The sequence below is a fragment of the Modicisalibacter coralii genome (assembly GCF_004117855.1).
Classification (GTDB): domain Bacteria; phylum Pseudomonadota; class Gammaproteobacteria; order Pseudomonadales; family Halomonadaceae; genus Modicisalibacter; species Modicisalibacter coralii.
In genome coordinates, this window is sequence record NZ_QWBW01000010.1 from 117,770 (window position 1) to 143,777 (window position 26,008).

General features: G+C 63.4%; 22 protein-coding genes and 1 pseudogene. 9 read left to right on the top strand and 14 right to left on the bottom strand.

Going from position 1 to position 26,008, the window contains the following annotated elements; genetic code table 11:
- Position 1 precedes the first annotated feature (1 nt).
- Positions 2–529, bottom strand: a complete 528-nt coding sequence (locus D0901_RS06645; protein ID WP_129139517.1) for a 2,4'-dihydroxyacetophenone dioxygenase family protein — start codon at positions 527–529, stop codon at positions 2–4.
- Between the two features lie 269 nt (positions 530–798).
- On the opposite strand from D0901_RS06645, the gene D0901_RS06650 reads away from it, so the two are divergent.
- A complete protein-coding gene (locus D0901_RS06650; protein ID WP_129139518.1) occupies positions 799–2,595 on the top strand; it encodes a sigma-54-dependent Fis family transcriptional regulator in 1,797 nt (598 codons plus the stop codon).
- A 64-nt stretch (positions 2,596–2,659) separates the two neighbouring features.
- Here D0901_RS06650 and D0901_RS06655 read toward each other — a convergent pair whose 3' ends face one another.
- From D0901_RS06655 to dctP, 4 genes are all read right to left on the bottom strand, one after another.
- On the bottom strand, positions 2,660–3,931 hold the full coding sequence (locus D0901_RS06655) for a hydroxymethylglutaryl-CoA reductase, degradative (protein ID WP_129139519.1): 1,272 nt from the start codon (positions 3,929–3,931) through the stop codon (positions 2,660–2,662).
- A 23-nt stretch (positions 3,932–3,954) separates the two neighbouring features.
- Entirely contained in the window at positions 3,955–5,274 is a 1,320-nt protein-coding gene (locus D0901_RS06660) for a TRAP transporter large permease (RefSeq protein WP_129139520.1), read from the bottom strand.
- Complete coding sequence (locus tag D0901_RS06665; protein ID WP_129139521.1) at positions 5,271–5,783, bottom strand: TRAP transporter small permease subunit; 513 nt, start codon at positions 5,781–5,783, stop codon at positions 5,271–5,273. The genes D0901_RS06660 and D0901_RS06665 overlap by 4 nt, the downstream gene beginning before the upstream one ends.
- A gap of 67 nt (positions 5,784–5,850) precedes the next feature.
- On the bottom strand, positions 5,851–6,906 hold the full coding sequence (gene dctP, locus D0901_RS06670) for a TRAP transporter substrate-binding protein DctP (RefSeq protein ID WP_129139522.1): 1,056 nt from the start codon (positions 6,904–6,906) through the stop codon (positions 5,851–5,853).
- Between the two features lie 518 nt (positions 6,907–7,424).
- On the opposite strand from dctP, the gene D0901_RS06675 reads away from it, so the two are divergent.
- The gene (locus tag D0901_RS06675; protein ID WP_129139523.1) at positions 7,425–8,789 is read left to right on the top strand and encodes an aminotransferase-like domain-containing protein; all 1,365 of its coding nucleotides are present in this window, start codon (positions 7,425–7,427) and stop codon (positions 8,787–8,789) included.
- A 126-nt stretch (positions 8,790–8,915) separates the two neighbouring features.
- Here D0901_RS06675 and D0901_RS06680 read toward each other — a convergent pair whose 3' ends face one another.
- The 7 genes from D0901_RS06680 to D0901_RS06710 form a co-directional block, all read right to left on the bottom strand.
- A complete protein-coding gene (locus D0901_RS06680; protein ID WP_129139524.1) occupies positions 8,916–9,692 on the bottom strand; it encodes a sulfite exporter TauE/SafE family protein in 777 nt (258 codons plus the stop codon).
- Positions 9,693–10,073: 381 nt separating this feature from the next.
- Entirely contained in the window at positions 10,074–10,877 is an 804-nt protein-coding gene (locus tag D0901_RS06685; protein ID WP_129139525.1) for a hypothetical protein, read from the bottom strand.
- An 18-nt stretch (positions 10,878–10,895) separates the two neighbouring features.
- Positions 10,896–11,636: an SDR family NAD(P)-dependent oxidoreductase gene (locus D0901_RS06690; protein WP_129139526.1), complete on the bottom strand. Its 741-nt coding sequence runs from the start codon at positions 11,634–11,636 to the stop codon at positions 10,896–10,898.
- A gap of 63 nt (positions 11,637–11,699) precedes the next feature.
- Positions 11,700–12,488, bottom strand: coding sequence for an SDR family NAD(P)-dependent oxidoreductase (locus D0901_RS06695; RefSeq protein ID WP_129139527.1), 789 nt, complete (start codon positions 12,486–12,488; stop codon positions 11,700–11,702).
- Positions 12,485–13,846: an MFS transporter gene (locus D0901_RS06700; protein WP_129139528.1), complete on the bottom strand. Its 1,362-nt coding sequence runs from the start codon at positions 13,844–13,846 to the stop codon at positions 12,485–12,487. The genes D0901_RS06695 and D0901_RS06700 overlap by 4 nt, the downstream gene beginning before the upstream one ends.
- A 57-nt stretch (positions 13,847–13,903) precedes the next feature.
- Positions 13,904–14,785 carry a polysaccharide deacetylase family protein gene (locus D0901_RS06705; protein WP_129139529.1) on the bottom strand — a complete coding sequence of 294 codons (882 nt, stop codon included), beginning with the start codon at positions 14,783–14,785 and terminating at the stop codon, positions 13,904–13,906.
- Between the two features lie 417 nt (positions 14,786–15,202).
- Positions 15,203–16,222, bottom strand: coding sequence for a GntR family transcriptional regulator (locus D0901_RS06710; RefSeq protein ID WP_203234810.1), 1,020 nt, complete (start codon positions 16,220–16,222; stop codon positions 15,203–15,205).
- Between the two features lie 360 nt (positions 16,223–16,582).
- Between D0901_RS06710 and D0901_RS06715 the strand changes: the two genes are divergently transcribed.
- The 5 genes from D0901_RS06715 to D0901_RS06735 are packed head-to-tail and all read left to right on the top strand — an operon-like array spanning position 16,583 to position 22,125.
- Positions 16,583–18,103 (top strand): NCS1 family transporter, encoded by a 1,521-nt coding sequence (locus D0901_RS06715; RefSeq protein ID WP_233440373.1) that lies wholly within the window; start codon positions 16,583–16,585, stop codon positions 18,101–18,103.
- Between the two features lie 49 nt (positions 18,104–18,152).
- On the top strand, positions 18,153–19,508 hold the full coding sequence (locus D0901_RS06720; RefSeq protein WP_129139531.1) for an amidase family protein: 1,356 nt from the start codon (positions 18,153–18,155) through the stop codon (positions 19,506–19,508).
- Between the two features lie 32 nt (positions 19,509–19,540).
- On the top strand, positions 19,541–19,843 hold the full coding sequence (locus D0901_RS06725) for a hypothetical protein (RefSeq protein ID WP_129139532.1): 303 nt from the start codon (positions 19,541–19,543) through the stop codon (positions 19,841–19,843).
- A gap of 22 nt (positions 19,844–19,865) precedes the next feature.
- Positions 19,866–20,909, top strand: coding sequence for a CobW family GTP-binding protein (locus D0901_RS06730; RefSeq protein ID WP_162500834.1), 1,044 nt, complete (start codon positions 19,866–19,868; stop codon positions 20,907–20,909).
- Positions 20,902–22,125, top strand: a complete 1,224-nt coding sequence (locus tag D0901_RS06735; protein WP_129139534.1) for an ABC transporter substrate-binding protein — start codon at positions 20,902–20,904, stop codon at positions 22,123–22,125. Before D0901_RS06730 ends, D0901_RS06735 begins: the two co-directional genes overlap by 8 nt.
- A gap of 240 nt (positions 22,126–22,365) precedes the next feature.
- Here the strand turns inward: D0901_RS06735 and D0901_RS06740 are convergent, their stop codons facing one another.
- Both D0901_RS06740 and D0901_RS06745 read right to left on the bottom strand, forming a co-directional pair.
- Positions 22,366–23,175, bottom strand: a complete 810-nt coding sequence (locus D0901_RS06740; RefSeq protein WP_129139535.1) for a DODA-type extradiol aromatic ring-opening family dioxygenase — start codon at positions 23,173–23,175, stop codon at positions 22,366–22,368.
- Positions 23,176–23,226: 51 nt separating this feature from the next.
- Positions 23,227–23,709, bottom strand: coding sequence for a DoxX family protein (locus tag D0901_RS06745; protein WP_129139536.1), 483 nt, complete (start codon positions 23,707–23,709; stop codon positions 23,227–23,229).
- A gap of 163 nt (positions 23,710–23,872) precedes the next feature.
- Between D0901_RS06745 and D0901_RS06750 the strand changes: the two genes are divergently transcribed.
- A complete protein-coding gene (locus D0901_RS06750; protein ID WP_129139537.1) occupies positions 23,873–24,808 on the top strand; it encodes a LysR family transcriptional regulator in 936 nt (311 codons plus the stop codon).
- A 26-nt stretch (positions 24,809–24,834) separates the two neighbouring features.
- Positions 24,835–25,733 (top strand): annotated as a pseudogene (locus tag D0901_RS06755) (IS3 family transposase); the annotation flags it as partial.
- Positions 25,734–26,008: the final 275 nt, after the last annotated feature.

The following is a 26,008-nucleotide window of genomic DNA, read 5'->3' on the forward strand; positions in this document are numbered from 1 at the left end:
CTCACAGAAACAGTTGATCGTTGATGGGAATGCCGTTTTCTTCGCAGTAAGTGACGTAGTGATTGATGAACCAGAAGACGTCCAGGGTTTCCGCCCATTCGCCATTCTCGTCGTAGAACTCATTGGCTCCCTGCATCCAGAACAGCGCCTTCATGCCATTCGGCTCATCGGTCACCAGGGTGTGGGCCTGGCCGGGCATTTCGGTGATGAAATCACCGGGGCCGCAGGTCCAGTCGTACTCCAGATAGCGAAAACTTCCCTCCATCCCCACGGCCCAGACCATGCCACGGTGCTTGTGTGTACCGATGACACCCGGCCCCTTTATCCACAAGATATTGCAGTAGACATTGTTCCTGACATCGAAAGCCAGATGGCGTATTGCGGCATTATCGCCAAAAGGCACCCACGGGCTTTCCGCTTCCGAGCGCCCGATATAACTCCCTTCTCGCCCGAAGCGATCCTGCATGGCTTTCATCGGCTCCGGCACTTCGACGATTTTATAGGCCGTGCTTGCGGGGGCATTCGACATGGTCTTTCTCCTCTCAATGTTGCGTCATCGGGGTCTTCCATTAACCAGCAGCAAGCCACATGCCACCGATGAAGAGAGATAGACCATTGTATAAGTCACAGGCATAACCCCCCATTGAGACAACGAAATCCCATCCGCAATGAAGACCAATGACTAACGGCAAGACAGGTCACGATCCTCTAGAATTTATAAAATTCATTTTTTTCACAAAAAATTCTAAAACCGAGGCCAAATCGAACTCATATCTGCGACTTTGGTAGGGTCAATACATGCCCAGAAAACTGCGCCTTTCGGAGATCACGGCACAGGCTCGGCGAGCCAATGTCGTCGAAGATGTGCTGCATGCCGGCGACCCGCCGACGCTGCACGACTTGACGGAGAGTCTGCGTTTCACCCCCAACGACGGGCGAATCTGGTTCGATACCCGCCGCATGCTGCTGTTCGGCGCCAACTCGTTCGGCGCCCTGCGTCGTGAGCTGATCGAGGCCCTGGGCCCCATCGGCGCACGCGATCTGCTGATGCGCGTCGGCTTCTCGGCCGGGGCCTCGGATGCCGCCTTCGTGCGCAAGCACTGGCCGGATAACGACGACGCCGGGGTCTTGAGCGCGGGCGAGCGCCTGCATGCGGTCATGGGGATGGTCAAGGTCGAGACCATACGCCGCGATCACGACATCCCCAACGGCACCTTCGACGCGGAGTTTCTCTGGCACGACTCCATCGAAGCCGCCGAGCACATCAAGGCCTACGGGCTTTCCCCGGAGCCCATCTGCTGGATGCAGCTCGGCTATGCCAGTGGCTATGCCAGCGCCTTCTATGGCAAGCGCGTGATCTATCGGGAACTCGAGTGCGCCGGCTGTGGCCATGCGCACTGCCGCATCGTGGGTGAAACCACCAATGAGCGCATGGACGACTTCGAGGATCTCGGCTGGCTGCAGCTCGACCGGCACACGCTGCCGAACGCCGAGGCACCGGCGCGAGCCTCCCGGCGCAAGACCGAGGCACCGCCAATCCCCGGGAGCACCGCCGCCGGTAGCGATTTTCAGAGGATCGTGGGGATTTCCGCCGCCGTCAGCATCGCCCTGCAGAAGATCGAGCGCGTGGCCCCCACGCCGGCCACCGTGCTGCTCAATGGCGAGTCGGGGGTGGGCAAGGATCTCTTCGCCAATGCGTTGCACCGCAACAGCCTGCTGGCAGAAGGTCCCTTCGTCGCCCTCAACTGCGCGGCGATCCCCGACACGCTGATCGAGGCCGAGCTGTTCGGCGTGGAGAAAGGCGCCTTCACCGGAGCGGAACGCAGTCGCCCCGGGCGTTTCGAACGCGCCGACGGCGGGACCCTCTTTCTCGATGAAATCCCGTCATTGAGCCTGGAAGCCCAGGGCAAGCTGCTGCGCACGCTGCAGGATGGCGAGATCGAGCGCGTCGGCGGGGGCCAGCCGATCCGGGTCGACGTGCGCATCGTCGCCGCCTCGAACAAGGATCTGTTTCAGGAAGTCCAGGCCGGCCGCTTCAGAGAGGACCTCTACTATCGCCTCAACGTCTTCCCGATTCGGCTGCCGCCGTTGCGGGAGCGGCGCGACGACATTCCGCTGCTGGTCGAGCATTTCTCACGCCACTACGCCGAGCGCTATCGGAAATCGATCACCGGGCTGACCCGCAAGGCCTCCGACGCCTTGCTGGAATACGACTACCCCGGCAACATCCGCGAACTCCAGAACCTGGTGGAACGTGGCGTCATCAATGCCATGGATGGCGGGCCGATCGATGTCTTTCACCTGTTCGAGGACACCGCCTTCTCCTCGAACCCCGGCCCCCGGCTCAGAATCAACCGCGCCGGCGACCTCGAGACGACCGACGCCGGCGGCGCCACTGAAGCCGGCCCCGCCGGTGCGCCCGGCAAGCCCGCGGTCGAGCGGGAAGTCGAAATGCTCGAACGGGTGCTCAGCGACAGCGAAGGCAACGTCTCCCAGGCCGCCCGCGACCTGGGCATCACCCGCGCCAAGCTCGCCTATCGACTGCAGAAGCTGGAGCTGGACCCCAGCCGGTATCGCTATCCCAACAAGTGGTGAGCGCTGGCGGGCGCCCTGGTCGACGTTGCGAGCCAAGCCGACAGTCCCTCTAAGGGCAGACAGCTCATTGCCCACGTAGATCGTTGAGGATCGCCTCGGCCACATCCACCCTCACCTTGCCTTGGGCCACGAGTTCCCGAGCCACCTTGTCGATTTCTTCACCCGCAGCCCCGACCATCACCGCGATGTTCTTGGCATGCAGGGCCATGTGCCCTTTCTGGATCCCGGTGGTGGCCAGCGCCTTGAGCGCGGCGAAGTTCTGGGCCAGGCCGACCGCGGCAATGGTGCAGGCCAGTCTTTCTGCGGTCTGTGCGCCCATGATGTCGAGTGCGATGCGGGCTGTCGGGTGGGAACGCGTGGCGCCACCGATCAACCCCACAGCCAGAGGCATTTCGATGGTACCAGTGAGGTTGCCGTCGGCGTCCGCTTCCCACTGAGTGAGCGAGCGATACTGTCCCGAACGGGCGGCGTAAGCATGAGCTCCGGCCTCGACGGCCCGCGTATCGTTGCCCGTCGCCAGCACCACCGCACTGACGCCGTTCATGACGCCCTTGTTGTGAGTCGCAGCCCGGTAGGGGTCGATATCGGCAAAATCGAACGCCGCCAGGATGCCGTCACGCACCTCGGCACCCCCGATATCGTCCAGCGACCAAGTGGCCCTTGCCCGGGCCAAACGACGATCCGCCAAGTTGGAGAGGATACGCAGATAGGTCCGGCCACCGGTCCACTCGGCAATCCTCGGTGCCACCGCTTCGGCCATGGAATTCACGGCATTGGCGCCCATGGCGTCGCGGGTATCGACGATCAGGTGGGTAATGACCATCGGCCCGGTCCGCCCGGGCAGGATGCGCACCTCGATGTCGTGGAAACCGCCACCGTGCTTGAGCAGGACCGGATCGGTCTCATCGCAGAGGGCCTTGATATCGGCAAAGTGCTCCAGAATCTGTAGCCGTGCGAACTCGGGATTGCTCACGCCGACCAGTTGTACCTGGGCAATCATCTGCGCACCGGACATGGCTGTGGTGAAACCGCCGGTACTGCGGCACTGACGCGCGGCATTGCAGACCGCGGCAACCACCGAGGACTCCTCGGTTGCCATCGGCACCAGGACGTCCCTCCCGTCGATCAGCATATTGGTGGCAACGCCCAAAGGCACGTTCATGGTCCCGATGACGTTCTCGATCATCGAGTCGGCTGTCGCCGAATCCAAGTTGCCAGTATTGCGCATATGGGCAACCGCATCGGCCCCCAGCCCTGCCGCCTTGGCGACCCTTTCCAGACGCTCGGCGGGAGACAGCTTGTGCAGCCCCGGAATACGGGAGGTCGTGGTTGTCATCGCGGGTTATCTCCAGTGTTCATTCAGTGAGCCGGCTGTGCGATCTGCTCGGGCAGCCAGGTCACGATGTCGGGGAAGAAGATGAAGAGCAGCAGACCAAGCAACTGCAGGATCAGGAAGGGCACGATCGCCCGGTAAACGGTTTCCATGCCGATGCCGTCCGGTAGCACACCCTTGATGTAGAACAGCGTGTAGCCGAAGGGCGGCGTGATATACGCCATCTGGGCAGTGATCAGGAACAGCACGCCGAACCACAGGGGATCGAAGTCGAAGGCGTCGATGATCGGCAGGAAGACCGGGACGCACAGCAGGATGATGCCAATCTCGTCCAGGAACAGACCGAGGAAGATCAGCACCAGCATCATCGCCAGCAGGACCAGCCAACGGCTCACGTTCAGATCCTGGATGAACTGCAGCAGCGAATCCGCACCACCGGTTCCGGTAAAGATGGCGACGAAGATCTTCGCCCCGATGGTGATCCACATGATCATCGTGGTCACCCGCAGGGTGTCCATCGCGGCCCCCTGGAGATTGCCAAACGTCAGCGTTCGTTGCAGCGCAGCCGACACCAACGCCCCGACAACGCCAACCGCGGCCGCTTCTGTCGGTGTGGCGATACCGGCGTAGATACTACCCAGTACCGCAACGACGATCAGAGTCGGCAGGATCAGCGACTTGAGAGAGCCGAACATCTCCCGCAGATCGACCGCCTCCCCCTGCTGACGCGGCGCCTTTTCTGGTTGAAGCGTGGCGCGGATCACGATGTAGAGGATATACAGACCCGCCAGCACCAGGCCCGGCACAATCCCCCCGGCAAACATCTTGCCCACGGAGATCTGCGCCGTGGCGGCATAGACGATGGTGATGATCGACGGTGGGATAAGGATGCCTAGCGTGCCGCCGGCACAGATGGTGCCCAGCGCCAACCGTTGGTCGTAACCCCGCTGGAGCATGGACGGCAACGCCAGGATCCCCATTGCGGCCACCGCCGCACCGACGATACCGGTCATGGCGGCCATCACCGTACAGATCGCCACAGTGCCCACGGCCAGCCCGCCGGGCAGACGCCGGAACCACAGTTCCATGGCGCGATATAGCGCGTCGATGATACCGGAGCGTTGCAGAACACTGGCCATCAATACATACAGTGGAATCGCCAGCAGGATGTCAGAGGTCATGGCATCAAAGGTCTGGAGTACCGTCAGGACCAGAGCGTCCGTGCCCCAGAGCGAGAGTGTGAACAGCACCGCCAGAGAGGACAGAACGAACGCCAGTGGCATGCCACTCAGCAATAACACCAGCAACCCCACGAACATCATGGACAGCACCAGGGTGGAACTCATACCGCCACCTCCCGCCCCAGGGCCCGCCGAGCCGCCAGGATGGTCTCCGCCACGGCCTGCAACGACAGCAACAGGAAAGCCACCGGAATCAGCGCCTTCACCGGCCAGATGGCTGGGTTCCAGGCGGTGAAGGACGTCTCGCCGCTGTCATAGGCATTCATTGCCACCGGCAGGCTTTGATCGATGAAAATGACCGCGACGGTGACGATCAACGGATAGGTCAGGCAATCCACCAGCCCGGCCAAACGGGGAGACAGTTTGCCGTAGAGGATGTCGACATTGACGTGACCCGCGGTGTGCAGCAGATAGGGCCCGGCCAACATGAAATACGGCCCGAACAGCAATGTCGCCAGCTCCATGGCCCAGGTGGTCGGCGCGTCGAAGAAGTAGCGGGAAACCACTTCATAGCTGATCACCGCCACCATGATGAAGACGAGCACGGAGACCGCACCGGCCACCCAGCGATTGATCGCCGTGATGAGCCGGCAGTAGCCGAGCAGAACAGCCATAGGGAAACCTCGGGAAAGGGCAGCCCGACGTTGCCGGCGGGCTGCGATGTGACTCGGAGGTGGACGCTTAGTCCATCAGGCCCAGTTCTTTCATGAAGACGATCTGGCTATCCAGGATCCTGTTGGCCAGCTCGTCGTCGCCCGCGGCCTTACGCCAGGCTCTCATGGCAGTGGGTCGGCCCTGGGCAATGACGTCCGGGCTCAGGTGGATGACCTCCACGCCTTGCTCCTGGAACGCCTTCAGGGCCACGGCATCCTGGGCCAGGATGTGCTGACGCAAGGACGACGAGATTTCCCGGGCCGCCACTTCGAGCGCCGCCTTGTAGGAATCCGGCAGCTTGTTGTAGGCGGCCTGATTCGCGACATAGCTGGTTGCGGTGGTCGGCTGGTGGAAGCCCGGTACCACCACGTACTTGGCCACTTCGCCGAGGCCGGCTTCCAGGTTGGCGGTCAAATCGCCACGATCCGCAAAATCGATCACGCCCTTCTCCAGCGCCTGATAGACCTCCGCCGTGGGTAGCGCCGTCGTGGCCACGCCGAACTCCGCCATGACGGTGCTGGCCAGCCCGACGAAGCGGCCCTTCTTGCCTTTCAGATCATCCAGGGAATGAATCGGGAACTTGGAGTGGATCGGCTCCTGCCCATAGACGGTTGGCGCGATATAGAAAAGCCCCGCCTTGGCATAGGCTTCGCGGGCCATTTCCAGCCCTCCCTTCTCGTAGAACCAAGCTTCGTACTGGTCCGGTTCGGGAAAACCGAAGGGCACGGTGCTGGTAAAAGCAAAGGCCGGGACAGACCCGGCTTCGTAGCCATCGAAGGTTTTCATCATCTGAAAGGCCCCGGCACGAACGGCCTCGAACGCCTGGGCCGACGGCGCCAACTGACCACCGGCAAACAGGCGTATCTGGAACTTTCCGTCGGTCAACTCAGCGACACGCTGGACGAATTTCTTCTCGTAATTGTAAGGCGTAGTCCCGGCATCCCAGAGCGCCTGCATACGCCAGTTGACAGACGGCATTTCATCCGCCGAAGCCACCAGAGGAGAAAAGGATGCCGTCGCCAAAACGGCAGCTGACAACGTCTTGACAAAGAGGCGGCGGCGTCCCTGATCTGTTGTTTTCATGGCGTTCTCCGATACTCATGTTGGTCAATGTTTTTGGTTTTCTTGTGCGTGTGCGGCGTCGGTAAAATTATATCGAGTCGCTTCCAGTTATGAGGGAGTGGCCACGATGCCCGAGCAGCCCCCATTTCGTCTGGCCCACTTTTTGACGCGCGTTGACGCGCGCTGTGGCAAGGGAAACGCTATATAAATGCCTGCGCGGACTCGGCGTACCCAACGAATCGCTTCGTTGCGTGGCACTGGGGTGCCAGCCCGGTCAAAAGCTCGCCTAACTTCATGTTATGTCTCGCTTTCTGCGTTCCATGCGCCTCGCGCTTCATCTCGTTCGTTGATTTATTCAGCATTACCCAAGGGGCGCTCTGGCGGGTCCAGTCCCTTGCCAGAAGGCATGATCGTTTTCGCTACTCTGCAGCTTCAGTCAAGCCTCCCCGATTCCGTGCCGGTCAAAAAGGTACAGTGCAGGTGATTGTACGATGTACTGTGCCCATGATAATTTGGGTACAATTTTGGACGGAGGCGATATGCCCAAATATCGTGACGTCATGGAGGCTATCCTCAAAGCCATGGATGAGAGGTACCTGGCACCGGGCACCAAGGTCGCCTCGATCCGTGAAGCTGCCCGCCAGTATGGGGTATCCAAGAACACGATCATCGATGCCTACGACCAATTAGTCGCCATGGGTCGGCTACATGCACGCCAGGGATCCGGTTTTTACGTCTCCAGACCACCGCCGTTGAGCAGTGTGGAAAAGACCAATGACTTGAGTGAGGCAGTGGACAGTGTCTCCCTGTTACGCGAACAATTGATAGGTAGCTTTACCGTACGCAGTGGCGATGGAAGAGCCCCTGCTAGCTGGATGGGGGGCGAAGAGCTTTCGCGTCTGACCAGACGCCTCGCCTCGACGGGAGAGAATAGCTTTGAATACGGCGCCCCTCAGGGCTACCCCCCACTCCGCGAAGCGATCGGCACCGTACTGGCGGGACGTTCTATACATGCCTCCCAGGACCAGATTCTACTGACGTTTGGCGCCAACCATGCTTTTGATTTGATAATTCGCCACTTTGTCGATACGGGCGACAGCGTCCTGGTGGAAACCCCGGGGTATTACCCCCTCTTTGGCAAGCTTCGCCTGGCTAAAGCCAAAATTGTCGGCATTCCGCGTAAAGAAGACGGCCCCGACCTCGATGACTTCGAGAGGAAGGTCAAACAGTACAGACCCAGACTCTTCTTTCTCCAGCCTAACGCGCAAAATCCGACGGGCAGCACCATGTCTCTCGGCAATATGCATCGACTACTGAGTCTCGCCGAACGGTATGGGATCACGCTGGTCGAAGACGACGCCTTCGCCGACATCTTGCCTCGCGGGAGTGGCCACCTGGCAGCTCTCGATGAATTTGAACGGGTCATTTACGTAGGTACTTTTTCCAAGACGTTATCTACCGGACTGCGTTCGGGTTACGTGGTTGGAAGCGTAAAACTAATAAACTCGCTAACAGATATCAAGATGCTGACCGTGGTGAACACCTCGACATTTAATGAGCGGGTCATCCATGAAATGATCATCCGCGGCCGTTATCGGCGCCATCTTTTTCAATTACGAGAAAAAGTCGCCAAGGCAAGTGCTGCCGCGATTCAAACCTTGAAAGAGGCGGGTGTCAAAGCTTATGGCGGGCCCAACGGTGGGTATTACATGTGGGCCTGTTTACCCCAGGCTATCGACACCATGAACTTGGCGAGGAAAGCCTCGGAAGAAGGCATATTCATTGCTCCCGGAGCCATCTTCTCATTGCGGCCGAATGGCCCCGACTCATCGGCCATGCGCATCAATATTGCCTATGCCAGCGATCATCGGTTCGTGAAATTCTTAAAGTCCAACATCGGTTAGCCCGCTTTTTTCATAGACCACGAGAGAAATCGGGCGAAAGTGTCACGATGCCCCTATGAGCTCACGACCTCAAGCCATTGCACACCCGGCCGACGACGTATCTCGTATCTCGATCGCCGCTCCACCCTACCCGAGCAGGAAATGCCCGCCCACCATCAGCAGCAGCAACGCGAACGTCAGCTTCAGAACCCGCGCGGGTAACCGGGAGGCGAGCCGTGCGCCGAGTCGCGCGCCCGGCACACTCAGGATGACGATGCCGAAAAAGGCCGGCCAGTAGACATAGCCCGTGGTCCAGTTCATGGCGACCGCATCACCGCCGACGAGCATCGCCGTCATCGCCCCCACCAGGGCCAGCGGGATGCCCGCCGCGGCCGCCGTGCCGATCGCCTGACGCATGGGGACGCTGCGCCACTCCAGGAAAGGCACCGTCAGCGCCCCGCCGCCGATGCCGAACAGCGCGGAGGCAATGCCGACCACGCTGCCGGCCGCCGCCATGCCCGGCCAGCCGGGAAGCGCCCGGGCGCCGCGCGGCCGGGCCCCCAGCAGCAGCTTGCCCGCCAGGCACAGGAAGAACAGGCCCAACAGCAGCGACAGGACACGCCCGGACAACGCATCGCCCAGAAAGACCCCACCGATCGCCCCGACCGTCATTCCCGGCAGCATCGGCAGCAGGCAGTCGAGACGCACGTTACCGTGACGATAATGCGCCCGGGCTGACGAAAGCGACGTGATGGCGATCGTGGCCAGCGACGTGCCTACCGCGAGATGCAGGGCGATGTCGCCCTCCACGCCTTGCCAGCCCAGCACTACCACCAGCAACGGCACCACGACGACGCCCCCGCCGATACCGAACACGCCCGCCAGGAATCCGGCCAGCAGACCAATCAGGGGATACGCCACCATGGCATGTACTCTCGCTGGAAATTGCAAAAATTGTCTTCGGCGATGCCCAAATGACTCGTCCTTTTTCGCGCATCGATCGGATCTTGCCGCGCGGCCGTGGATGCCCCGTCAAAACAGTACACTGATACGCAGGGCCCATGACGAGCGATTCGAGTCCAGTGAAATCACGCAGCGGCACGGGAAGAGTACACCAAGAGAGACGACGACCGGCCGCGCAGAAACGTACGCTTGCGCTGACCGGCCTGCAAGCTTTCGAGACCCGAATGATCACTGCGACCGGCGCCCCGATTGCCGGGTAAGAACACGCATCATCATGATGCCAGCTCGGTCTTCCGCAAGTAGGCGATCGCAGTGAGTCATGGCAACACCGTACCTGACGGGTCACATGTTGCGCTTGGCCAACTTGGTCGTCGAGACCGCCCCCCTTGGAAGAAACCACAGCAGAGCACTGACGAGAAGCGAAGCGCCCAGAGCGAGAACAAAGGCAAGTGCAGGGGGCAGTGACTCGGCACTGGCCGCCATCACGGCACTGAAAGCCACCAGGCTGAGCATCCCGAGCTGGGTATCGGCCAGGGTGGCGCGAGCCATCCCGGGCCCGTGACGCTGGTGCAGTGTCAGGGCGATGGTCAACATGCCGATGGGAAAGCTCAGGGCGATACCGGAGACGGCAGGCGCGATGGAATCGAGTACCACGGTGGCCAGGCAAACGATGATCCCGGCGAGCGAGCCGCGCATCAGCAAGTCGCCCCAGCACGGCGCTTGCGACACCGTATCGCGCGAAAGCCCCAGGGTGCGCATCAGCCACCGTGCCAATAACAGAGCCAACAGGAACACGGCCAATCCCAGCGCCACACCCCCCGGCAAGGAAGCAGCCGCAGCGGCCACCGGTAGCCAGATGAGCGCCGCCAGGGCGACGCTCACCGACGCCCCAAACCCGCCGGCCAACAGCACGTAGCCCAGGCAGAACGTCAGGGTCGCCAGCATGGCGTGCAGCGATCCCAGGGCCGCCTCGGCAACGAACGCCGGTGGCTGCTCACGCAACATGAAGAAGTATCCCGGCCCCAGCACGATGGGGGTTCCGGCCAGCACGCCGCCCAGCCTGGGCCCCAGCCGCGCCACGGCCAGGGAAACGCCGACCACCACCGACGCCGTGGACAACCACTTGATGAACAAGACACCGAGCATCGCTGCTCTCCCGACCGGCTACATCACGTCGCCGCTGTTGGGCCCGAGGGTCTGGCCGACATAGAGATCTCCATCCGGCGAGGCGGCCAGCATCAGTGCCGTGGGCGCGACCTCCTCGGCCTTGCCGAAACGGCCCAGGGGCAGTTCGGCCTCCTTGTCGGCGATCCATTGCGCGCTCAGGCCCTGCAGCATCGGCGTCAGGATCGGGCCAGGGGCAATGGCATTGGTCAGCACCCCGAAGGGCGCCAGTTCGTGGGCCATGGCCTTGGTCAGCCCCAGCACCCCCGCTTTCGCCGAACAGTAGTGGGCCAGCCCGACACCGCCCTTCAGCGCCAGCTGCGAGGCAATGTTGATGATCCGGCCGCGCTTGCGCTCGACCATGTGCGGCGCGACCTGGCGACTGACCAGGAAGACGCCCCGCAAGTTGATGCCGATCATGCGATCGAAGGTTTCGGTGGCCATCTCCAGCAAGGGAGTCTCGTCCAGGATCCCGGCGCAATTGACCAACACGTCGATGACCCCATGAGCCTTCAGGACATCATCGACCATGGCCGGCACCGAGGCCTCGTCGGCCACATCCACCGCATGCAGGGTGATACCCGGATCCAGCCTGGGCGCCCATTGGCGACAGGCCTCGAGATTGAAATCGGCCACGGCGACCGTGGCGCCTTCGGCCTGGAAGCACTCGACGATGGCGCGGCCGATGCCACTGGCGCCCCCCACCACGAGGGCGACCTGGCCCTGGAGTTTGTTTGTCATGAGAATATCCCGTCTCTTGAGACCGGGAGGCGAGACACCGGCCTCGCCTCCCTCATCAGGCGATCAGCTCGGCCAGCGCACGGTCAGCCCGCCATCGACGATCAATTGCTGCCCCGTCACATACGACGCATCGTCGCTGGTCAGAAAGCGCACCGTGCGCGCGACTTCCTCGGCGCGCCCCACCCGACCCGCCGGGATCATGTCGCCGGCGGCGGCCAGACCATCGGGCCCCAACGAGTTCACCGGATCGAGCGATTGCGGGGTCTCGATCAGGCCGGGTATCAAGGTATTGACGCGTATCCCGCGGGGCGCGAGTTCGACCGCCAGCGACCTAACCAGCCCCAGCAGGCCACTCTTGGCCGCCGCGTAGTGGGCGTGATCGTCCCAGCCATAGACGCCGCCCGCGATCGAGGAGATAGCGACCATCGCGCCGGGCCCGGTCATCATCCGGGATGCCCCGCGAAAGACGCGCATCACTCCGGTCAGGTCCACCGACAGCATGTCGTCCCACGCCGCGTCCGAGAGGTCCTCGAGCGATGCCTGACGCAGGATGCCGGCACCGGCCACGGCGATATCCAGGCGGCCGAAGTGGTCGATGGCCGCCCGCGCGAAGGCCTCGCACTGTTCGCCATCGCGCACATCCAGCGCCACGGGCAGGCACTCCCCGCCCGCGCCCCTCACCGCCGCGACGGTTTCCGCCACATCGTGGGGATCGCCCGGATAGTAGCCTGCGACCACGTTGACGCCGGCCCGAGCGTAGCTGACCGCCAGGGCCTGGCCGATTCCGCTGGCCGCGCCGGAAATGATCGCGACCTTGCCCGCCAGACCGTCATCTCGTGTCAGTGCATTCATGCCACGGCCTCCTCGATGGCGTCATGCTGGCGATGGTCCACGTGACGAGTGCCGAACATCAGCAGGCCACTCAGGAGCAACGGCAGGGAGCCGGCCAGGATGGCCGCCCAGGTCATGGTGACCCCCATCGTCAGCAGCAGGGATACCAGCCCCGAGCCCACGATGGCCCCCACCGGCGCCATCACGTGCGCCACGTTGGCTCCGGTGCCACGAACATGAGCCGGGAAGGACTCGCCCATGTAGAAGAGGATGGCGGCGAAGGGGCCCAGCAGGAAGAACAGCGTGATGGCATACATCAGATAGACGAAACCATCGCTGGCTGGGCCGAGCAGCATCAACAGACTGGCCAAGCCGCCGAGCAGGAAGCCCATGAGTACCGTGTTGCGACGCCCGATGCGGTCGCCCACCCAACCGTGGGTCAGGTAACCCACGAAGCCTACCGCGTTGGCCAGGATCAACACATACAGCGAGCTCTCGAAACTCACACCCTTGGCCTCGACCAGGACCGTCGTGCCCAGCACGGCGAAGACCTGGATCGCCATCCAGCTGAACAGCCAGACCAGCGACAAGGAGATGGTATGGCGACGCAACTCCGGCGCCAGCACGCCTTTCAGGCCCAGATTATTGCCGGTATTGACTACCACGTCGTGCTCGGCGGCCAGTTGCGCCGCCCCCTCGGCATCGCCGGACTTGCGCCGACGCTCGACTTCCTTCATCGCCGCGAATACCGGCGACTCCGGCAGCTTGAGCGCCATCACGATGACGATGATCGACGCGCAGGCAGCGACGAAGAAACTGCCGCGCCAACCCACCACGGGCAGCAGCAACGAGGTCATCCCCGCCGCGCACAAGGCGCCGACCGGCCAGCCGCTCTGGACCAGGCTGTACATGAAGCCACGCCCCTTGGCCTTCTTGTAGATCTCGTTGAGATAGACGGCATTGACCACCTCTTCGGAAACCGCGAAGCCGGAAAAGGCCCGGATGATGACCAGCGAGGCCGCCCCGATGGCGACCCCCGACAGACCGGAACTGACCGCCCCGCCGATGACCAGCAGGATCAACGTCTTCTTGCGCCCGAAGTGGTCGAGCATGGTGCCGACCACCAGAGACACGAAAAACACCCCGATGGTCGCCCAGGTGTTGACCGCCGTGGCCTTGGCCGGACTCCAGCCGAAATCGTCGGCGATGACGGGTAGCAAGGTGCCGAACAGGGTGTAGTCGTAGACCGACGCCACCCAGGCAATGAAACAGACCAGCGAGGCATAGCCGATCTGTTTCTTGGTGATGACTCTATTCCAGGGCTCGTCGGCACTGCCGCGATGCCCTGGGGAAGAAACGCTCGAGGTTGGCTCGGTCATCGACGTCACCCTCATTTTCGATTGTCGTTGTGTGGTGATGCGGAAGCGATTACGGGGTTACTTCCTCGGGTTGCGCTTGGCGAAATCGTCGGCGATCTCGTCGAACGTGCAGAAACGCACGCCCTCGTGGCTCTGCATGTGCTCGATGAGACGCTCGAGCATCATGAGCACCTGGGGGCGCCCCGACACGTCGGGATGGATGGTCATGGTGAAGACCGCGTAGTCGTTCTCGCGGTAGACCCAGTCGAACTGGTCCTGCCACATCTCGCCAAGATGCCGGGGGCTGACGAAGCCATGGCTGTTGGGGGATTTCTTGATGAACATCATCGGCGGCAGATCGTCGAGATACCAGTTGGCGGGAATCTCGATCAAGTCGGTTTCCTGCCCCCGGACCAGCGGCTTCATCCACTCCTTGGCGGGCTTGGAGTAATCGATCTTGGTCCAGGAATCACCGACGCGTACGTAGTAGGGGTGGAAATCGTCGTGCATCAGGCTGTGGTCGTACTTGATGCCACGCTCGAGCAGGAGCTCGTTGGTCACCGGGCTGAATTCCCACCAGGGGGCCACGTAACCGGTGGGTCGCTTGCCGGACAGGTTGGTGACCAGCTCGATGTTGTAATCGAGCACGTCGCGTTCCTGTTCACGGGTCATGGCAATGGGATTTTCGTGGCTATAGCCATGGACACCGACCTCGTGCCCGGCATCGACGACGGCCTTCATCTGCTCGGGGAAGGTCTCGATGCTGTGACCGGGGATGAACCAGGTCGTCTTGAGACCGTAGCGCTCGAACAGCTTGAGCAGACGCGGCGCACCGACTTCACCGGCGAACAGGCCGCGGGAGATATCGTCGGGTGAATCCTCGCCACCATAGGAACCGAGCCAACCGGCAACGGCATCGACGTCGACGCCAAACGCGCAGAGGATCTCTTTCTTGGCCATCTTGAACACCTCGTTGTTGAGTCTTGGGAAGGGTGTGCTGGTACGGACGACGACAGCCGCCGCGGCCGCCGATTTACTGAAGACTGGATACAAAGGTCATTTTTGTCAAGACAAGCCTTCCACACACCCTTGACCGCCTCTTTCTTGGGAATGGCCATAAACTCAGGCTTTAAGCCTGACAAATCCAATGAACCCAGGGTTATTCCCGATAAAAAAACAGAATAATGAACGATTATTCTGAATCGATAGATTCAGCTCGCGATCCCGGCGAGGAAAAGACAGCGCCAATCCAATTCTAGAAACGTCATTTTCAATCAATTGAATACAAAAGTCGTTTTACGCCGAAACAAGCCGCAACGACCTGACGCCCCGCCGCCCAAGGACGTACAGGAGAGAAACGGAAAAGCAGGGAGAGGCTCAGGTGATCTTGAGCAGGTAAGGGGGCAGGTTGGGCTCGGGGAAGACCGACAGCACCTTCAGCCGACGACGGGAACGCTCGGCCGCCGCCTGGAGGTGCGACTGCAGACTGGACGCCGCCGCGTCGAAGGCGCCGAACAGCAGGTGATCGAGGACCAGCTTGTGCTCCATCAGCAGCGGCTCGTCCGGCGGTACGCCCAGCGTCTGAAAGAAGATGCGATTGACGATGACGGGCAGTTGGCTCTGACCGATCATTTCGCGAGCCTTGCGATTGGGATAGAGCCGCAGGCAGCGCTGATGCAGGTCCTGCTCCAGCCGCGTGATGGCAGCGGCGCTCTGGCGCTCCGGATGGTCGATCAGGCACTGAACCGCCTCCCGCATCGCCTCCAGCTCGGCGCGATCCAGCAGCGGACCGGAGACCTTGAGCGCCGCCGGTTCCAGCAACACGCGAATCTCATAGTCCTCGGCCACCGCCTGGGCCGTCAGCGGGCCGGCCAGCCAGTGCGAATGGCGATCCTTTTCGATCAGCCGCTGATTGCGCAACCGACCCAGCACCTCCCTGGCCACGGTACGACTGACCCCGTGATGTTCGCTCAACACGGTCTCGATGATGCGAAAATGACCGAAGGCCAGGCAGGTCGCCACGGCCTCCTCGACCTGGGGGTAAATGCGATCGGCGGCCGACCGGGTATCCACGGCGGGCTGCTCGCCACCCCCCAGGCCCAGCATGTCGGGCGTCAGCGGGTCACGTACCGGCTCCACCGACTCCGGGTCCGACGTCGCCAGAAAGCCCCGCCCCTCGAAACGGCTGATCAGCCCCTGCTGGTGCAACAGCTCCAGCGCCTTGCGCACGGGGCCGCGGCTGGTGCCGAAAAGCCGGGCGATGGGGCCCTCGAGCAGAATCTGATTGGACGGCAGGCGCCGCGCCTGGATGGCCTCGCGCAACGTCTCCTGGATCATGACATACCGCGGCGCACGCCCCTCCTGCCGCTTGCTCGAACTGTCTGCAGTGGCCAGCACCCACTCCTCCCTGACGTCATCGACTCGTTCCTCGCGCTCGGCACGTTCGGCGCGAAACGCCCCATCACGGGCGCCGGCCTATTTTGACACTTCCCCCCAGGCCTTTCGAGGTCAAGAAAAACGACCCATGGAACCGATCGTCATTTTTCTCACATCGTGAATTCATGGCCAACCAGAAAACCGCCAATAAACAGTCTTTTGAAGGCGCTACGAGATGTCCTGAAGCAAAACCTCCTCGCCACCCCTTGGCATAAAATGATCTTTGTATTCATACTGCAATTACTGCACGACACCCGCGACGGCTTGCCGTCGACGGGTGCCGGCCTACAACAAACACACAACATCTCGAGGAACGCTGCAGTGGCCCATCAACAACGCAACCCCGACAGTCGCAGCACCGCCGAAGGCGGCGGCGCCCGGCAACACCTGCTCGAAGCCGCCATCCTGCCGGTCTGGCTCAACCAGCGCACCATCGGCTTCTTCGGCTTCATCTGGCTGTGGATCGGCATGGCCGTGATCATCGCCACCTTCCAGCTCGGTGCCGGCGGCGTCGCCGGCCTGCCGCTACTTCACGTCGTCGCCATCATCTTCTTCGCCAACCTGGTGCTCGGCGTCGTAATGAGTCTCACGGCGGATATCGGCACCGAACATGGCCTCTCCTTCGCCGTCTACCTGCGTGCGCCCTTCGGGATCAAGGGCACCCACCTGCCTGCGGTGTCGCGCGGCATCGTCGCCGCTATCTGGTTCGGCGTGCAGACCTACCTCGGCGCGCTGGCCCTCAACGGGATCGTCGAATATCTCTGGGGGTTCGATAACTGGCCTCTGTGGTACACCCTGTTCGCCGTCGTGCAGATCGCCAACACCGCGCTCGGCATCCGCGCCGTGGAGCTGCTGGCCTCCATCGCGGCGCCCTGCATCGTGGCCATCTCGGTGTGGATGTATTTCACCCTCGACGTGCTGGCCAAGACCCAGGGCATCAATATCTGGACCTTCGTCGGCGATCAGGATATCGCCGCCCTGGGACTGTTCTTCGCCAACATGGCGTTCTGGTCGGCGCTGGCGGTGGACATCCCCAACCTGACGCGCTTTCTACGCACCCCCGGCGGTGAGCGCAATTTCTTCACCCGCAACCGCAACGTGTTCGTCGCTCAGTTCCTGGCGCTGCCCGCCACGCAAGCCTGGATCGCCCTGATCGGCGGGGTCTCCTTCATCGCCGCGGGCGACTGGAACCCGGTCACGGTCATTCAAGGCCAGGGCGGCGGCCTGACCCTGATCGCATTGCTGCTGATGGTGATCCTCGCCCAGTGGTCCACCAACAACGCCGCCAACCTGATCCCCGCCGCGCTCACCTTCGTCAACGCCGGGGCACCGCGGGTCAGCTACCCGGTTGCCCTGGTCATCGCCGGGGTGATCGGTACCGCCGCCATGCCCTGGCTGATCCTCGATCATCTATTCACCTTTCTGAGTTACTACGGTGCCATCCTCTCGGCCGTCGGCGGCATCATGGTGGCGGACTATTACCTGTTGCGACGCCGGCGCCTCAACGTGCCCGCGCTCTTCGACACCGAGGGCCAGTTCCGCTTTGCCAACGGCTTCAACCCCGCCGGCATCATCGCCTGGGTGGCGGGCGGCGTCATGGCGCTGGTATTTCTGGAATACGCCTACGCCGTCGGTTTCGTCACCGCGCTCGTAGTGTATCTGGTACTGATGAAGGGCTGGATCCTGCGCCGCTACCCCCAGCAGGAACTGGTCTCCGATTTCGATGACCGCTTTCTGGCGACATCGGTGGGGCGCAACTGGGTCTATACCGAGCAGGGGCGTTTCGAGCGCCTGAGTACCGACGATATTCCTGCCTCGGCGCTGAAGCGCGAGGATCGCTGAGCATCGGCGGGCGTTACCGGGTGACGCCCGCTCAACCGGGAGACAACCCATGGATTCTCTTCCCCGCACCGCGCTGGCCATCGGCCAGGCCCTCCAGGCCGGCGACATCGACCCGGTGACGTTGACGCAGCACTGTCTGGAGAAGGCCAGGAACAGCGACGCGGTGTTCATCTCGTTGACACCGGATCGCGCCCTGGCGGAGGCCGAGGCTGCCGCCCACCGCCGGCGGCTCGGCATCCCGCTGAGCCCTCTCGACGGGGTCCCACTGGCCTGGAAGGACCTGTTCGACATCACCGGCACCCTGACCACCGCCGGTAGCCGGGTGCTCGCCAAGGCGCCGGCCACTCACGACGCCACGGCGGTCCGCCACGCCACGGGAGGCGGCCTGGTGTGTCTCGGCAAGACCAACCTGACCGAGCTGGCGTACTCCGGCCTGGGCCTGAACCCGCATTACGGCACCCCTCACCATACACCGGCGGGGCCGGAGCCCCGGGTGCCCGGCGGCTCGAGTTCGGGCTCGGCGGTCGCCGTGGCCCAGGGTATCGTCCCGGCCGCCATCGGCACCGATACCGCAGGCTCGCTGCGCGTTCCCGCCGCCTTCAACGGACTGGTGTCCTACCGTCCGTCCCGGGCCCGTCACGATCGCCGGGGTGTCACGCCCCTCGCCGCGAGCCTCGACACCATCGGAGCGATCGCGACGTCGCTGCCGGACTGCCTGGCCATCGACGACTTGCTGCGCGGCCAAGCCGTCGAGCCGCGAGAGCCGGCGGACCCCGGGCAGACGGTGATCGTGCTCGACACGACCTGCCTCGACGACGAACGCCTCGAGCCAGGCGTGCGACAACACCTGGAAGGTAGCGCCGAGCGACTCGCCCGGGACGGCTTCCAGGTGATCAGGCGGCCCATTGGCAGCGTCGGCGATACCCTGGATCTCATCCAGCGTCACGGCTGGCTGGGCGCCGCGGAAGCCTATACCGAGTACCGGGATCTACTCGAGCGCGACGAAGCCGAGCGCATGGACCCCCGCGTGCGGCAGCGACTGCTGGCCGCGCGACACATGACCCCGGATAGCGTCGTGACGCTGTATCGTCAGCGCCGGGAACTCCAGACGCGCCTGCGCCAGGACCTGGCGGGCGCGACGCTACTCACCCCGACCGTGGCCCACGTCGCCCCCCTGCTGTCGCCACTGGAGGCGGACCCCGAGCGGTTTGCCGAGGTCAACCTGGCCACGCTGCGCCTCAGCATGGTGGCCAGCCTGCTGGACTCCCCGGCGATCGCGCTGCCGAGCGGGCGCGACGACCAGGGCCAATACACCAGCATCCAGCTCAGCGCACCCTGCGGCGAGGACGAGGCGCTCTTGCGGGCGGCCCTGGCAGTCGATGCGTGTCTGAGCGACACCCCCTAACCCGATCACGTTTCCACGTTCAAGGAGATCCCATGTGCGGACTTTGTGGCGCCCTCGGCGGTGACGATCACTGGACCACGCATATCGAAGACCCGGAACGGGCCCATCACGAGCGCCGTCGGGCCCGCGCCTACCGGGCCCGGTTGCTCAATCGCGTGCTCGGCCCGAGTCGTCTGGCGGTCGAGGACTTCCAGGCGTCGAGCTTCGTGCTGGCGACCGCCACCGGCAAGCGGGAGATGGTCGAGGACCTGGGCGGCGTCTGGCGCCAGGCCGAGCAACTGAGCGGGCGCGAGCTCGATCCCCTGGATGCGGCATTCCTGGCGTCCCTGGGCTGACACCTCGGCGAGGAGACTCTCGATGACCGACACGACTGCGTTGCTACCGGTGCATGTGATTTCGGGCTTTCTGGGCAGCGGCAAGACCACCCTGCTGAAGTCGGTGCTGGCCAGCGAGGCTTTCGGCGACAGCGCCGTGCTGATCAACGAGTTCGGCGACGTGGGCCTCGACGACCGGCTGCTCGGCGAGATCGCCGAGGATGCGGTGCTGCTTGCCAGCGGTTGCGTCTGCTGCACTATTCGCGGCGAGCTGTCGGACGCCCTGCGGCGCTTGCTGTCACGGCGGCAGAACGGCGAGATTCCCGCGTTCCGGCGAATCGTGCTGGAAACCACCGGCCTGGCGGATCCCGGCCCGATCGCCTCCACCATTACCGCCGACCCTGTACTGCGCCACCACCTTCGCCCGGGGACCAACCTCACGCTGGTCGATGCCGTCAACGCCATCGACAGCCGCCGGCACCACCCCGTGTGGGAAGCGCAGGTCGCGGTGGCCGACAAGCTGGTCATCAGCAAGGCCGATCTGGTCGATACGTCCCGCATCGACCACCTCCACGACCTGCTGGATACCATCAACCCCGCCGCGCAACGACTGGGCCGCGAGGCCCTGGACCAGCCCAGCGATGCGCTGTTCGCCAGTGGCCCCCATCTCGAGCGTTTCACCCGTGCCCGGGTCAAGACATGGCTCGGCCCCTGGCGCGAATCGAACATCTCCGAGACACGAAGTCACCTGGGCGATGTCAGCGCCTTCCGCCTGGCCTTCGACGGCGAGCTGGACTGGACCTGCTTCGGCCTGTGGCTATCGATGCTCCTCAATCGTCACGGCAACCACATCATGCGGGTCAAGGGGGTGCTGCACGTCAGGGACGATCCTCGGCCGGTCATCCTCCACGGCGTACAACACACCATTCATCCCCCCGAGCATGTCGAGGCCTGGCCCGACGACGACCGCCGCTCGGAGCTCGTCTTCATCACGCGTGGTATCCCGGCCAGCCGCGTGGCAGACTCGTTGCAAGCCTTCATGAGCGCCGTTAGCGACCACCCTTGCCCCAGGATTTCCCATGCCTAACGCCGTACCTTCACCCGCTTCGGGCGGCCCCTACGTTCAACGCGGCCCGGTCAACCTGCGCGTGCTGGGTACTTCGGTCACGCTGCTGGAAAGCATTCGCCGGCAAGCGCGCGCCGACCTGGGCATTCGCCTGACGTTCGACGTGCTCGACGGTGTCGCCGCGCAACGGGCCGGCGTGCTGGCCCCGGACAGCTTCGACATCTACGACCAGTGGTTTCACAACGTGGATTTCGTGTGGCCGGCCAACGCCATCCAGCCCATCGACATCGCGCGCATCGACAACTGGGACAAGATCAACGCCCTGCCGAAGACCGGGCGCCTGACGCCGCACGCGCCGCTGGGCGCCGGCAGCAACCCGGTCGATCGTCTCTATATCCAGCCCGATGGCAGCTGCGGCGCTCGTCCCAGCGGCCACATCACCATGCTGCCGGTCAGTCATAACGTCGACAGTTTCGGCTACCGCCTGGACATGCTGCCGGACGGATTGAGTCGCGATCAGGAGAGCTGGGCCTGGCTGCTGGACAAACGCTGGCGGGGCATGGTCAGCCTGCAGAACGACAGCGCCATCGGCGCGATCGACGCGGCGCTGGCCGCCAAGGCGGCGGGCCTGGTCGACTTCAAGGATCTGGGCAACCTCAGCGTGGCTGAGATCGACAACCTCATCGACTGCCTGATCGCGCTCAAGCGCCAACAGCACTTCCGGGCGTTCTGGAGCAACCAGGACCAGGCCTCCTCCGACATGGTGCGTGGCCGGGTCGGCATCGAGAGCCTATGGTCGCCGGCCATGACCGACCTCAAGAAGCGCCATATCAAGGTACGCATGGCCTCGCCCATGGAAGGCTATCGCGCCTGGTACGGCGGCATGTCGATCTCGCGCCACGCCAAGAGCCGCACGCTCGATGCCGCCTATGACTATCTCAATTGGTGGATCTCCGGCTGGCCCGGCGCCGTCATGGCCCGCCAGGGCTACTACATATCCACCCCGGAGCTGACCCGCCCCCACCTGTCGCCCGCCGAATGGGACTACTGGTACGCCGGCAAGCCCGCCGCCGAGAACCTGGCCGACCCATCCGGTGCCAGCGGGCTGATCCACCGGGGCGAAATCCGCGATGGCGGTGACTACCTGACGCGCATGAGCCGGATCGCCGTATGGAATACGGTCATGGACGAGCACAACTATCTGGTCCGGCGCTGGAACGACTTCATGTCGGCATAAGGCATCGAAGAACCGGGGCGCATAAGAACGACGGTGCCATGCGCGATCTCGTGCAGCAGGTGGTTCATCTTCACGCGGGAAAGCGGCCCCCTCTGCCGTTTTCAGGGTGAAGAATAAACCCCGGCGGTTTATCAGGCCGCGCGTCAGTGCCGGGAAACTCTCGCGCTGGCCCGCAGCGCCAGGACGGGGTTTCTCTTGCCACGTCCGCGAAGGGCGGGACTCGGCCGGCTCCCGGCATGCTCACGCGGGCACCTTCCAATGAAACATCCCCGCCTTCTTCCCGAGGATCGTGGCGACGATGGATGGCTCGCTGGGTCTGCCCGCCAGGCCGTAGCACACATGCAGCGGCATCAGATGCTCCTCCCGGGGATGGCAGAAACGGGCGTGGGGGGCGCGATCCCAGTGGATCAAGCGCTCGGCGCGCTCGGATTCCGCGAGGCGCGTGTCGGTACAGGTTGCCGCCAACCAATCCTCGAAGGCCTGGTTGCGCGCCTCGATCTCCGGTGTGATGGGCGCGAAGAACGCCTCCATGTTGTGGAAGGAGAAACCGGAGCCGATCACCAGCAAGTCGTCGACGTCCAGCGCCCGCAGCGCCTTGCCGATGGCCAGGTGCATCTCGGCATCCAGGCCGTCGACCAGCGACAGCTGCACGCAGGGAATATCCGCCGCCGGGTACATCAGCTTGAGGGGCACGAACACCCCATGGTCGAAGCCCCGATGGTCGTCGAGCCGCGCCGCGATCCCGGCCCGCTCCAGCGCCTGATGAACCTGCCGCGCCAGCGCCGGTTCGCCAGGGCAGGGGTACTCGATCTGGTAGGACTCGGGCGGGAACCCGTAGTAGTCGTAGATCAAGCCCGGCCGTGCCCCCGAGGTGATGGTCGGCAGCGATGCCTCCCAGTGGGCGCTGATCACCAGGATGGCCGCGGGCTTGCGCAATTGGCCCGCAATCTCGGTGAGCCGCTCCACCATTTCGCGGTGATCCGGGTCACCCAGCAACGGCAGCGGCCCGCCGCCGTGGGAAATGAAAAGCACATCGGTCTTGTTGCTCATGACTACGCGTCCTCCCGTCACGCTCCACGGCCGTGACGTCATCGGTTAATTTCAGAGCCCGCCGGGCCCGGCCGGCACGACTCCGGCATCCGCGAAGCGCGCCATCAGCACGCCATCCAGGGAGAACCGGCCCGCACCCTGGATCGCCAGGGCCAGCGTGACCACGAACAGGCTCAGGGCGTACTCGAAGCCGTTGTTGGCGATGAACAGGCCATTGCCGACATGCACGGAGAAAATGGCCACCAGCATCGCGAAGGCCACCACCAGCGCCGCCGGGCGAGTCAGCAGGCCCAGTACCAGCGCCAGCCCGCCGAAGAACTCGGCACCGCCGGCCATAAACGCCATCAGTTGGCCCGGTTCCAGACCGATGCTCGCCATCCACTGCCCTGTCCCTTCCAGCCCATAGCCACCGAACCAGCCAAACAGCTTCTGAGAACCGTGAGCGGCCAGGATCAGCCCCACCGGCACCCGCAGGACCAGGGCGGCGATACCGCCTCGCGAGTGGAACAGGGTCCGTACGAATTGCGTGTTCATGAGCGTCACCTCGCCTCTTGCGCTGTCGTCGTGTCCCGAGGGCCCTTCCCCCGAGCGATGACGCCACTCTACTGTCACCGAAAAAGCAGAATAAGATGACGATCATTGGTTTTTTAACAACGCTTTGTTGATAATCTGGACACCCCTGCCCCCGGAGTGAGCGATGGACCGTATCGATGCCATGCGCGCCTTCGTCACCGTGGTCGGCGAAGGCAGCTTTACCCACGCCGCCGAGCGACTGGAGACGTCCCCCCAGCTCGTCAGCAAGTACGTTTCGCGACTCGAGCAGCACCTGGGGGTGCGCCTGCTCAACCGCACCACGCGCAAGATCCACCTGACCGAAGCGGGCAGGCACTATCACCAGCGCGCCCAGCAGGTACTCAACGACATCGACGACATGGAGCATCAGCTCGACGACCTGCACACCCAGGCCCGGGGCCTGCTGCGGATCAGTGCCCCGGTGTCCTTCGCCACCCGCCACCTGGCACCGCTGCTGGGCGACTTTCAACGCGCCCACCCCGGCGTCGGCATCGACCTGCAATTGAACGACCGTAAGGTCGACATCGTCGAAGAGGGCTTCGATATCGCTCTGCGGATCGGCCACCTGAAGAGCTCCTCGCTGATCGCCAAGCGGATCGCGCCAGTACGCGTGGTGTTCTGCGCCTCGCCCGGGTACCTGCAACAGCACGGCACGCCCCACAATCCGGAAGATCTCAAGGCGCATCGCTATCTGCACTACAGCTACATGGAGCCGGACGCCGGCGATTCGGCCTTCCGGGGATTGCCAGGGCGTGGCCAACACAGTGACGGCGGCCTGGTCAGCAATAACGGCGATGTGCTGGTCGAGGCGGCCATCGCCGGTGCCGGCATCGTCCTGCAGCCCACCTTCATCTCGGGCGCCGCGATCGGATCGGGAAAACTGCGGATCGTCCTGCCACGGCATGAGCCCGAGCCGCTGTCGCTCTACGCGGTGTATGCCCACCGCCAGTTGCTGGCGAGCAAGGTGCGGTGCTTCGTCGACTTCCTGGCGGGCTATTTCGGCGACCCACCCTACTGGGACCGGTTCGATCTTGCCCAGCAGCAGTGGACACCCCGTTAAGGCAGTACACTGAGACGAGGTGACCCATGGCAAGGCAAGCAGCTTCGATGAAGAAGACCCGTACCCGCTACTCCCAGGACTACAAGGCCGAGGCGCTGGCACTCGCTGACCGTGTTGGCATTAGTGCCGCCGCTCGAGAGCTTGGCCTTCAGTCCAGCCAGCTCTACCAGTGGCGAGCCAAGGCCCAGCAGCAGCAAAGCGCTTCAGCACGTGAGCAGGCGCTGGCCGACGAGAATGCCCGGCTCAAGCGGCAACTGGCCGAGAAGTCGGAAGAGCTTGAAATCACAAAAAAGGCGGCCGCGTACTTCGCCAAGCACCTCAAGTGAAGTACGCCTTCATCCACCAGTATCGTCAGGCATTCAGCGTCCAGCGGATGTGCGGCGTTCTCGGGTTGGCTCGCAGTGGCTACTACGCTTGGCGGCAGTGTGGCGGTGAACCGTCCCCGAGGCGCCGCCAGCAGGCGGTTCTCGATCAGCGAGTGGCCGAGGCCTTCAAGCGCCGGAAGGGGCGCTCAGGCGCCCCCGGATTGGTGCCGGACCTGGTTCACGATGGCCTGGCGGTGAATCGCAAGACCATCGCTGCCAGCCTGCGACGCCAGGGGCTTCGCGCCAAGGCGGCGCGCAAGTTCAAGGCAACGACGAACTCGCGACACTCGCTGCCGGTGGCGCCCAATCTGCTGGAGCAAGACTTCACCGCCACGGCGCCGAACGCGAAATGGATTGGCGGCATCACCTATCTGGCGACCGGTGAAGGATGGCTCTACCTGGCGGTGCTGATCGATCTGTTCTCACGCAAGGTGATCGGCTGGGCGATGAGCGAGCGAATGACTGCCGACCTGGCCGGGGACGCGCTCCAGATGGCGTTGTGGCGCCGTAAGCTGCCCAAGAAGGTCATCGTTCATTCGGATAGTAATACTGAGAGATGCCGGGTGTTTCAGGGTTGACCTGACTCACACAGCGATCGACCTATGCTGAAAGACCTGGTGCCGTGAGGGTTCTCGGGTCTCCTGACCCCCACTCTGATCGACCGGGTAGTGTGTCTTTCCTCGGACCTGTCGGTGACCCGGGAACACCTGGCGGCGAGGGCTCACCTCGTCGATGCATGTGACTCAAGAAGGGCCTGACGCTCGCTGCCTGTCCCGTTACTGTCGTGTCCAGGCTATCGCACTCGGTGAAGCCACCTTGCACTGATAGCCTGGAG

Excerpts from the sequence above, each read along its gene's own strand:
- D0901_RS06645 (WP_129139517.1), bottom strand. The coding sequence starts at position 529 with ATGTCGAATGCCCCCGCAAGCACGGCCTATAAAATCGTCGAAGTGCCG.
- D0901_RS06650 (WP_129139518.1), top strand. The coding sequence starts at position 799 with ATGCCCAGAAAACTGCGCCTTTCGGAGATCACGGCACAGGCTCGGCGA.
- D0901_RS06655 (WP_129139519.1), bottom strand. The coding sequence starts at position 3,931 with ATGACAACCACGACCTCCCGTATTCCGGGGCTGCACAAGCTGTCTCCC.
- D0901_RS06660 (WP_129139520.1), bottom strand. The coding sequence starts at position 5,274 with ATGAGTTCCACCCTGGTGCTGTCCATGATGTTCGTGGGGTTGCTGGTG.
- D0901_RS06665 (WP_129139521.1), bottom strand. The coding sequence starts at position 5,783 with ATGGCTGTTCTGCTCGGCTACTGCCGGCTCATCACGGCGATCAATCGC.
- dctP (WP_129139522.1), bottom strand. The coding sequence starts at position 6,906 with ATGAAAACAACAGATCAGGGACGCCGCCGCCTCTTTGTCAAGACGTTG.
- D0901_RS06675 (WP_129139523.1), top strand. The coding sequence starts at position 7,425 with ATGCCCAAATATCGTGACGTCATGGAGGCTATCCTCAAAGCCATGGAT.
- D0901_RS06680 (WP_129139524.1), bottom strand. The coding sequence starts at position 9,692 with ATGGTGGCGTATCCCCTGATTGGTCTGCTGGCCGGATTCCTGGCGGGC.
- D0901_RS06685 (WP_129139525.1), bottom strand. The coding sequence starts at position 10,877 with ATGCTCGGTGTCTTGTTCATCAAGTGGTTGTCCACGGCGTCGGTGGTG.
- D0901_RS06690 (WP_129139526.1), bottom strand. The coding sequence starts at position 11,636 with ATGACAAACAAACTCCAGGGCCAGGTCGCCCTCGTGGTGGGGGGCGCC.
- D0901_RS06695 (WP_129139527.1), bottom strand. The coding sequence starts at position 12,488 with ATGAATGCACTGACACGAGATGACGGTCTGGCGGGCAAGGTCGCGATC.
- D0901_RS06700 (WP_129139528.1), bottom strand. The coding sequence starts at position 13,846 with ATGACCGAGCCAACCTCGAGCGTTTCTTCCCCAGGGCATCGCGGCAGT.
- D0901_RS06705 (WP_129139529.1), bottom strand. The coding sequence starts at position 14,785 with ATGGCCAAGAAAGAGATCCTCTGCGCGTTTGGCGTCGACGTCGATGCC.
- D0901_RS06720 (WP_129139531.1), top strand. The coding sequence starts at position 18,153 with ATGGATTCTCTTCCCCGCACCGCGCTGGCCATCGGCCAGGCCCTCCAG.
- D0901_RS06725 (WP_129139532.1), top strand. The coding sequence starts at position 19,541 with ATGTGCGGACTTTGTGGCGCCCTCGGCGGTGACGATCACTGGACCACG.
- D0901_RS06730 (WP_162500834.1), top strand. The coding sequence starts at position 19,866 with ATGACCGACACGACTGCGTTGCTACCGGTGCATGTGATTTCGGGCTTT.
- D0901_RS06735 (WP_129139534.1), top strand. The coding sequence starts at position 20,902 with ATGCCTAACGCCGTACCTTCACCCGCTTCGGGCGGCCCCTACGTTCAA.
- D0901_RS06740 (WP_129139535.1), bottom strand. The coding sequence starts at position 23,175 with ATGAGCAACAAGACCGATGTGCTTTTCATTTCCCACGGCGGCGGGCCG.
- D0901_RS06745 (WP_129139536.1), bottom strand. The coding sequence starts at position 23,709 with ATGAACACGCAATTCGTACGGACCCTGTTCCACTCGCGAGGCGGTATC.
- D0901_RS06750 (WP_129139537.1), top strand. The coding sequence starts at position 23,873 with ATGGACCGTATCGATGCCATGCGCGCCTTCGTCACCGTGGTCGGCGAA.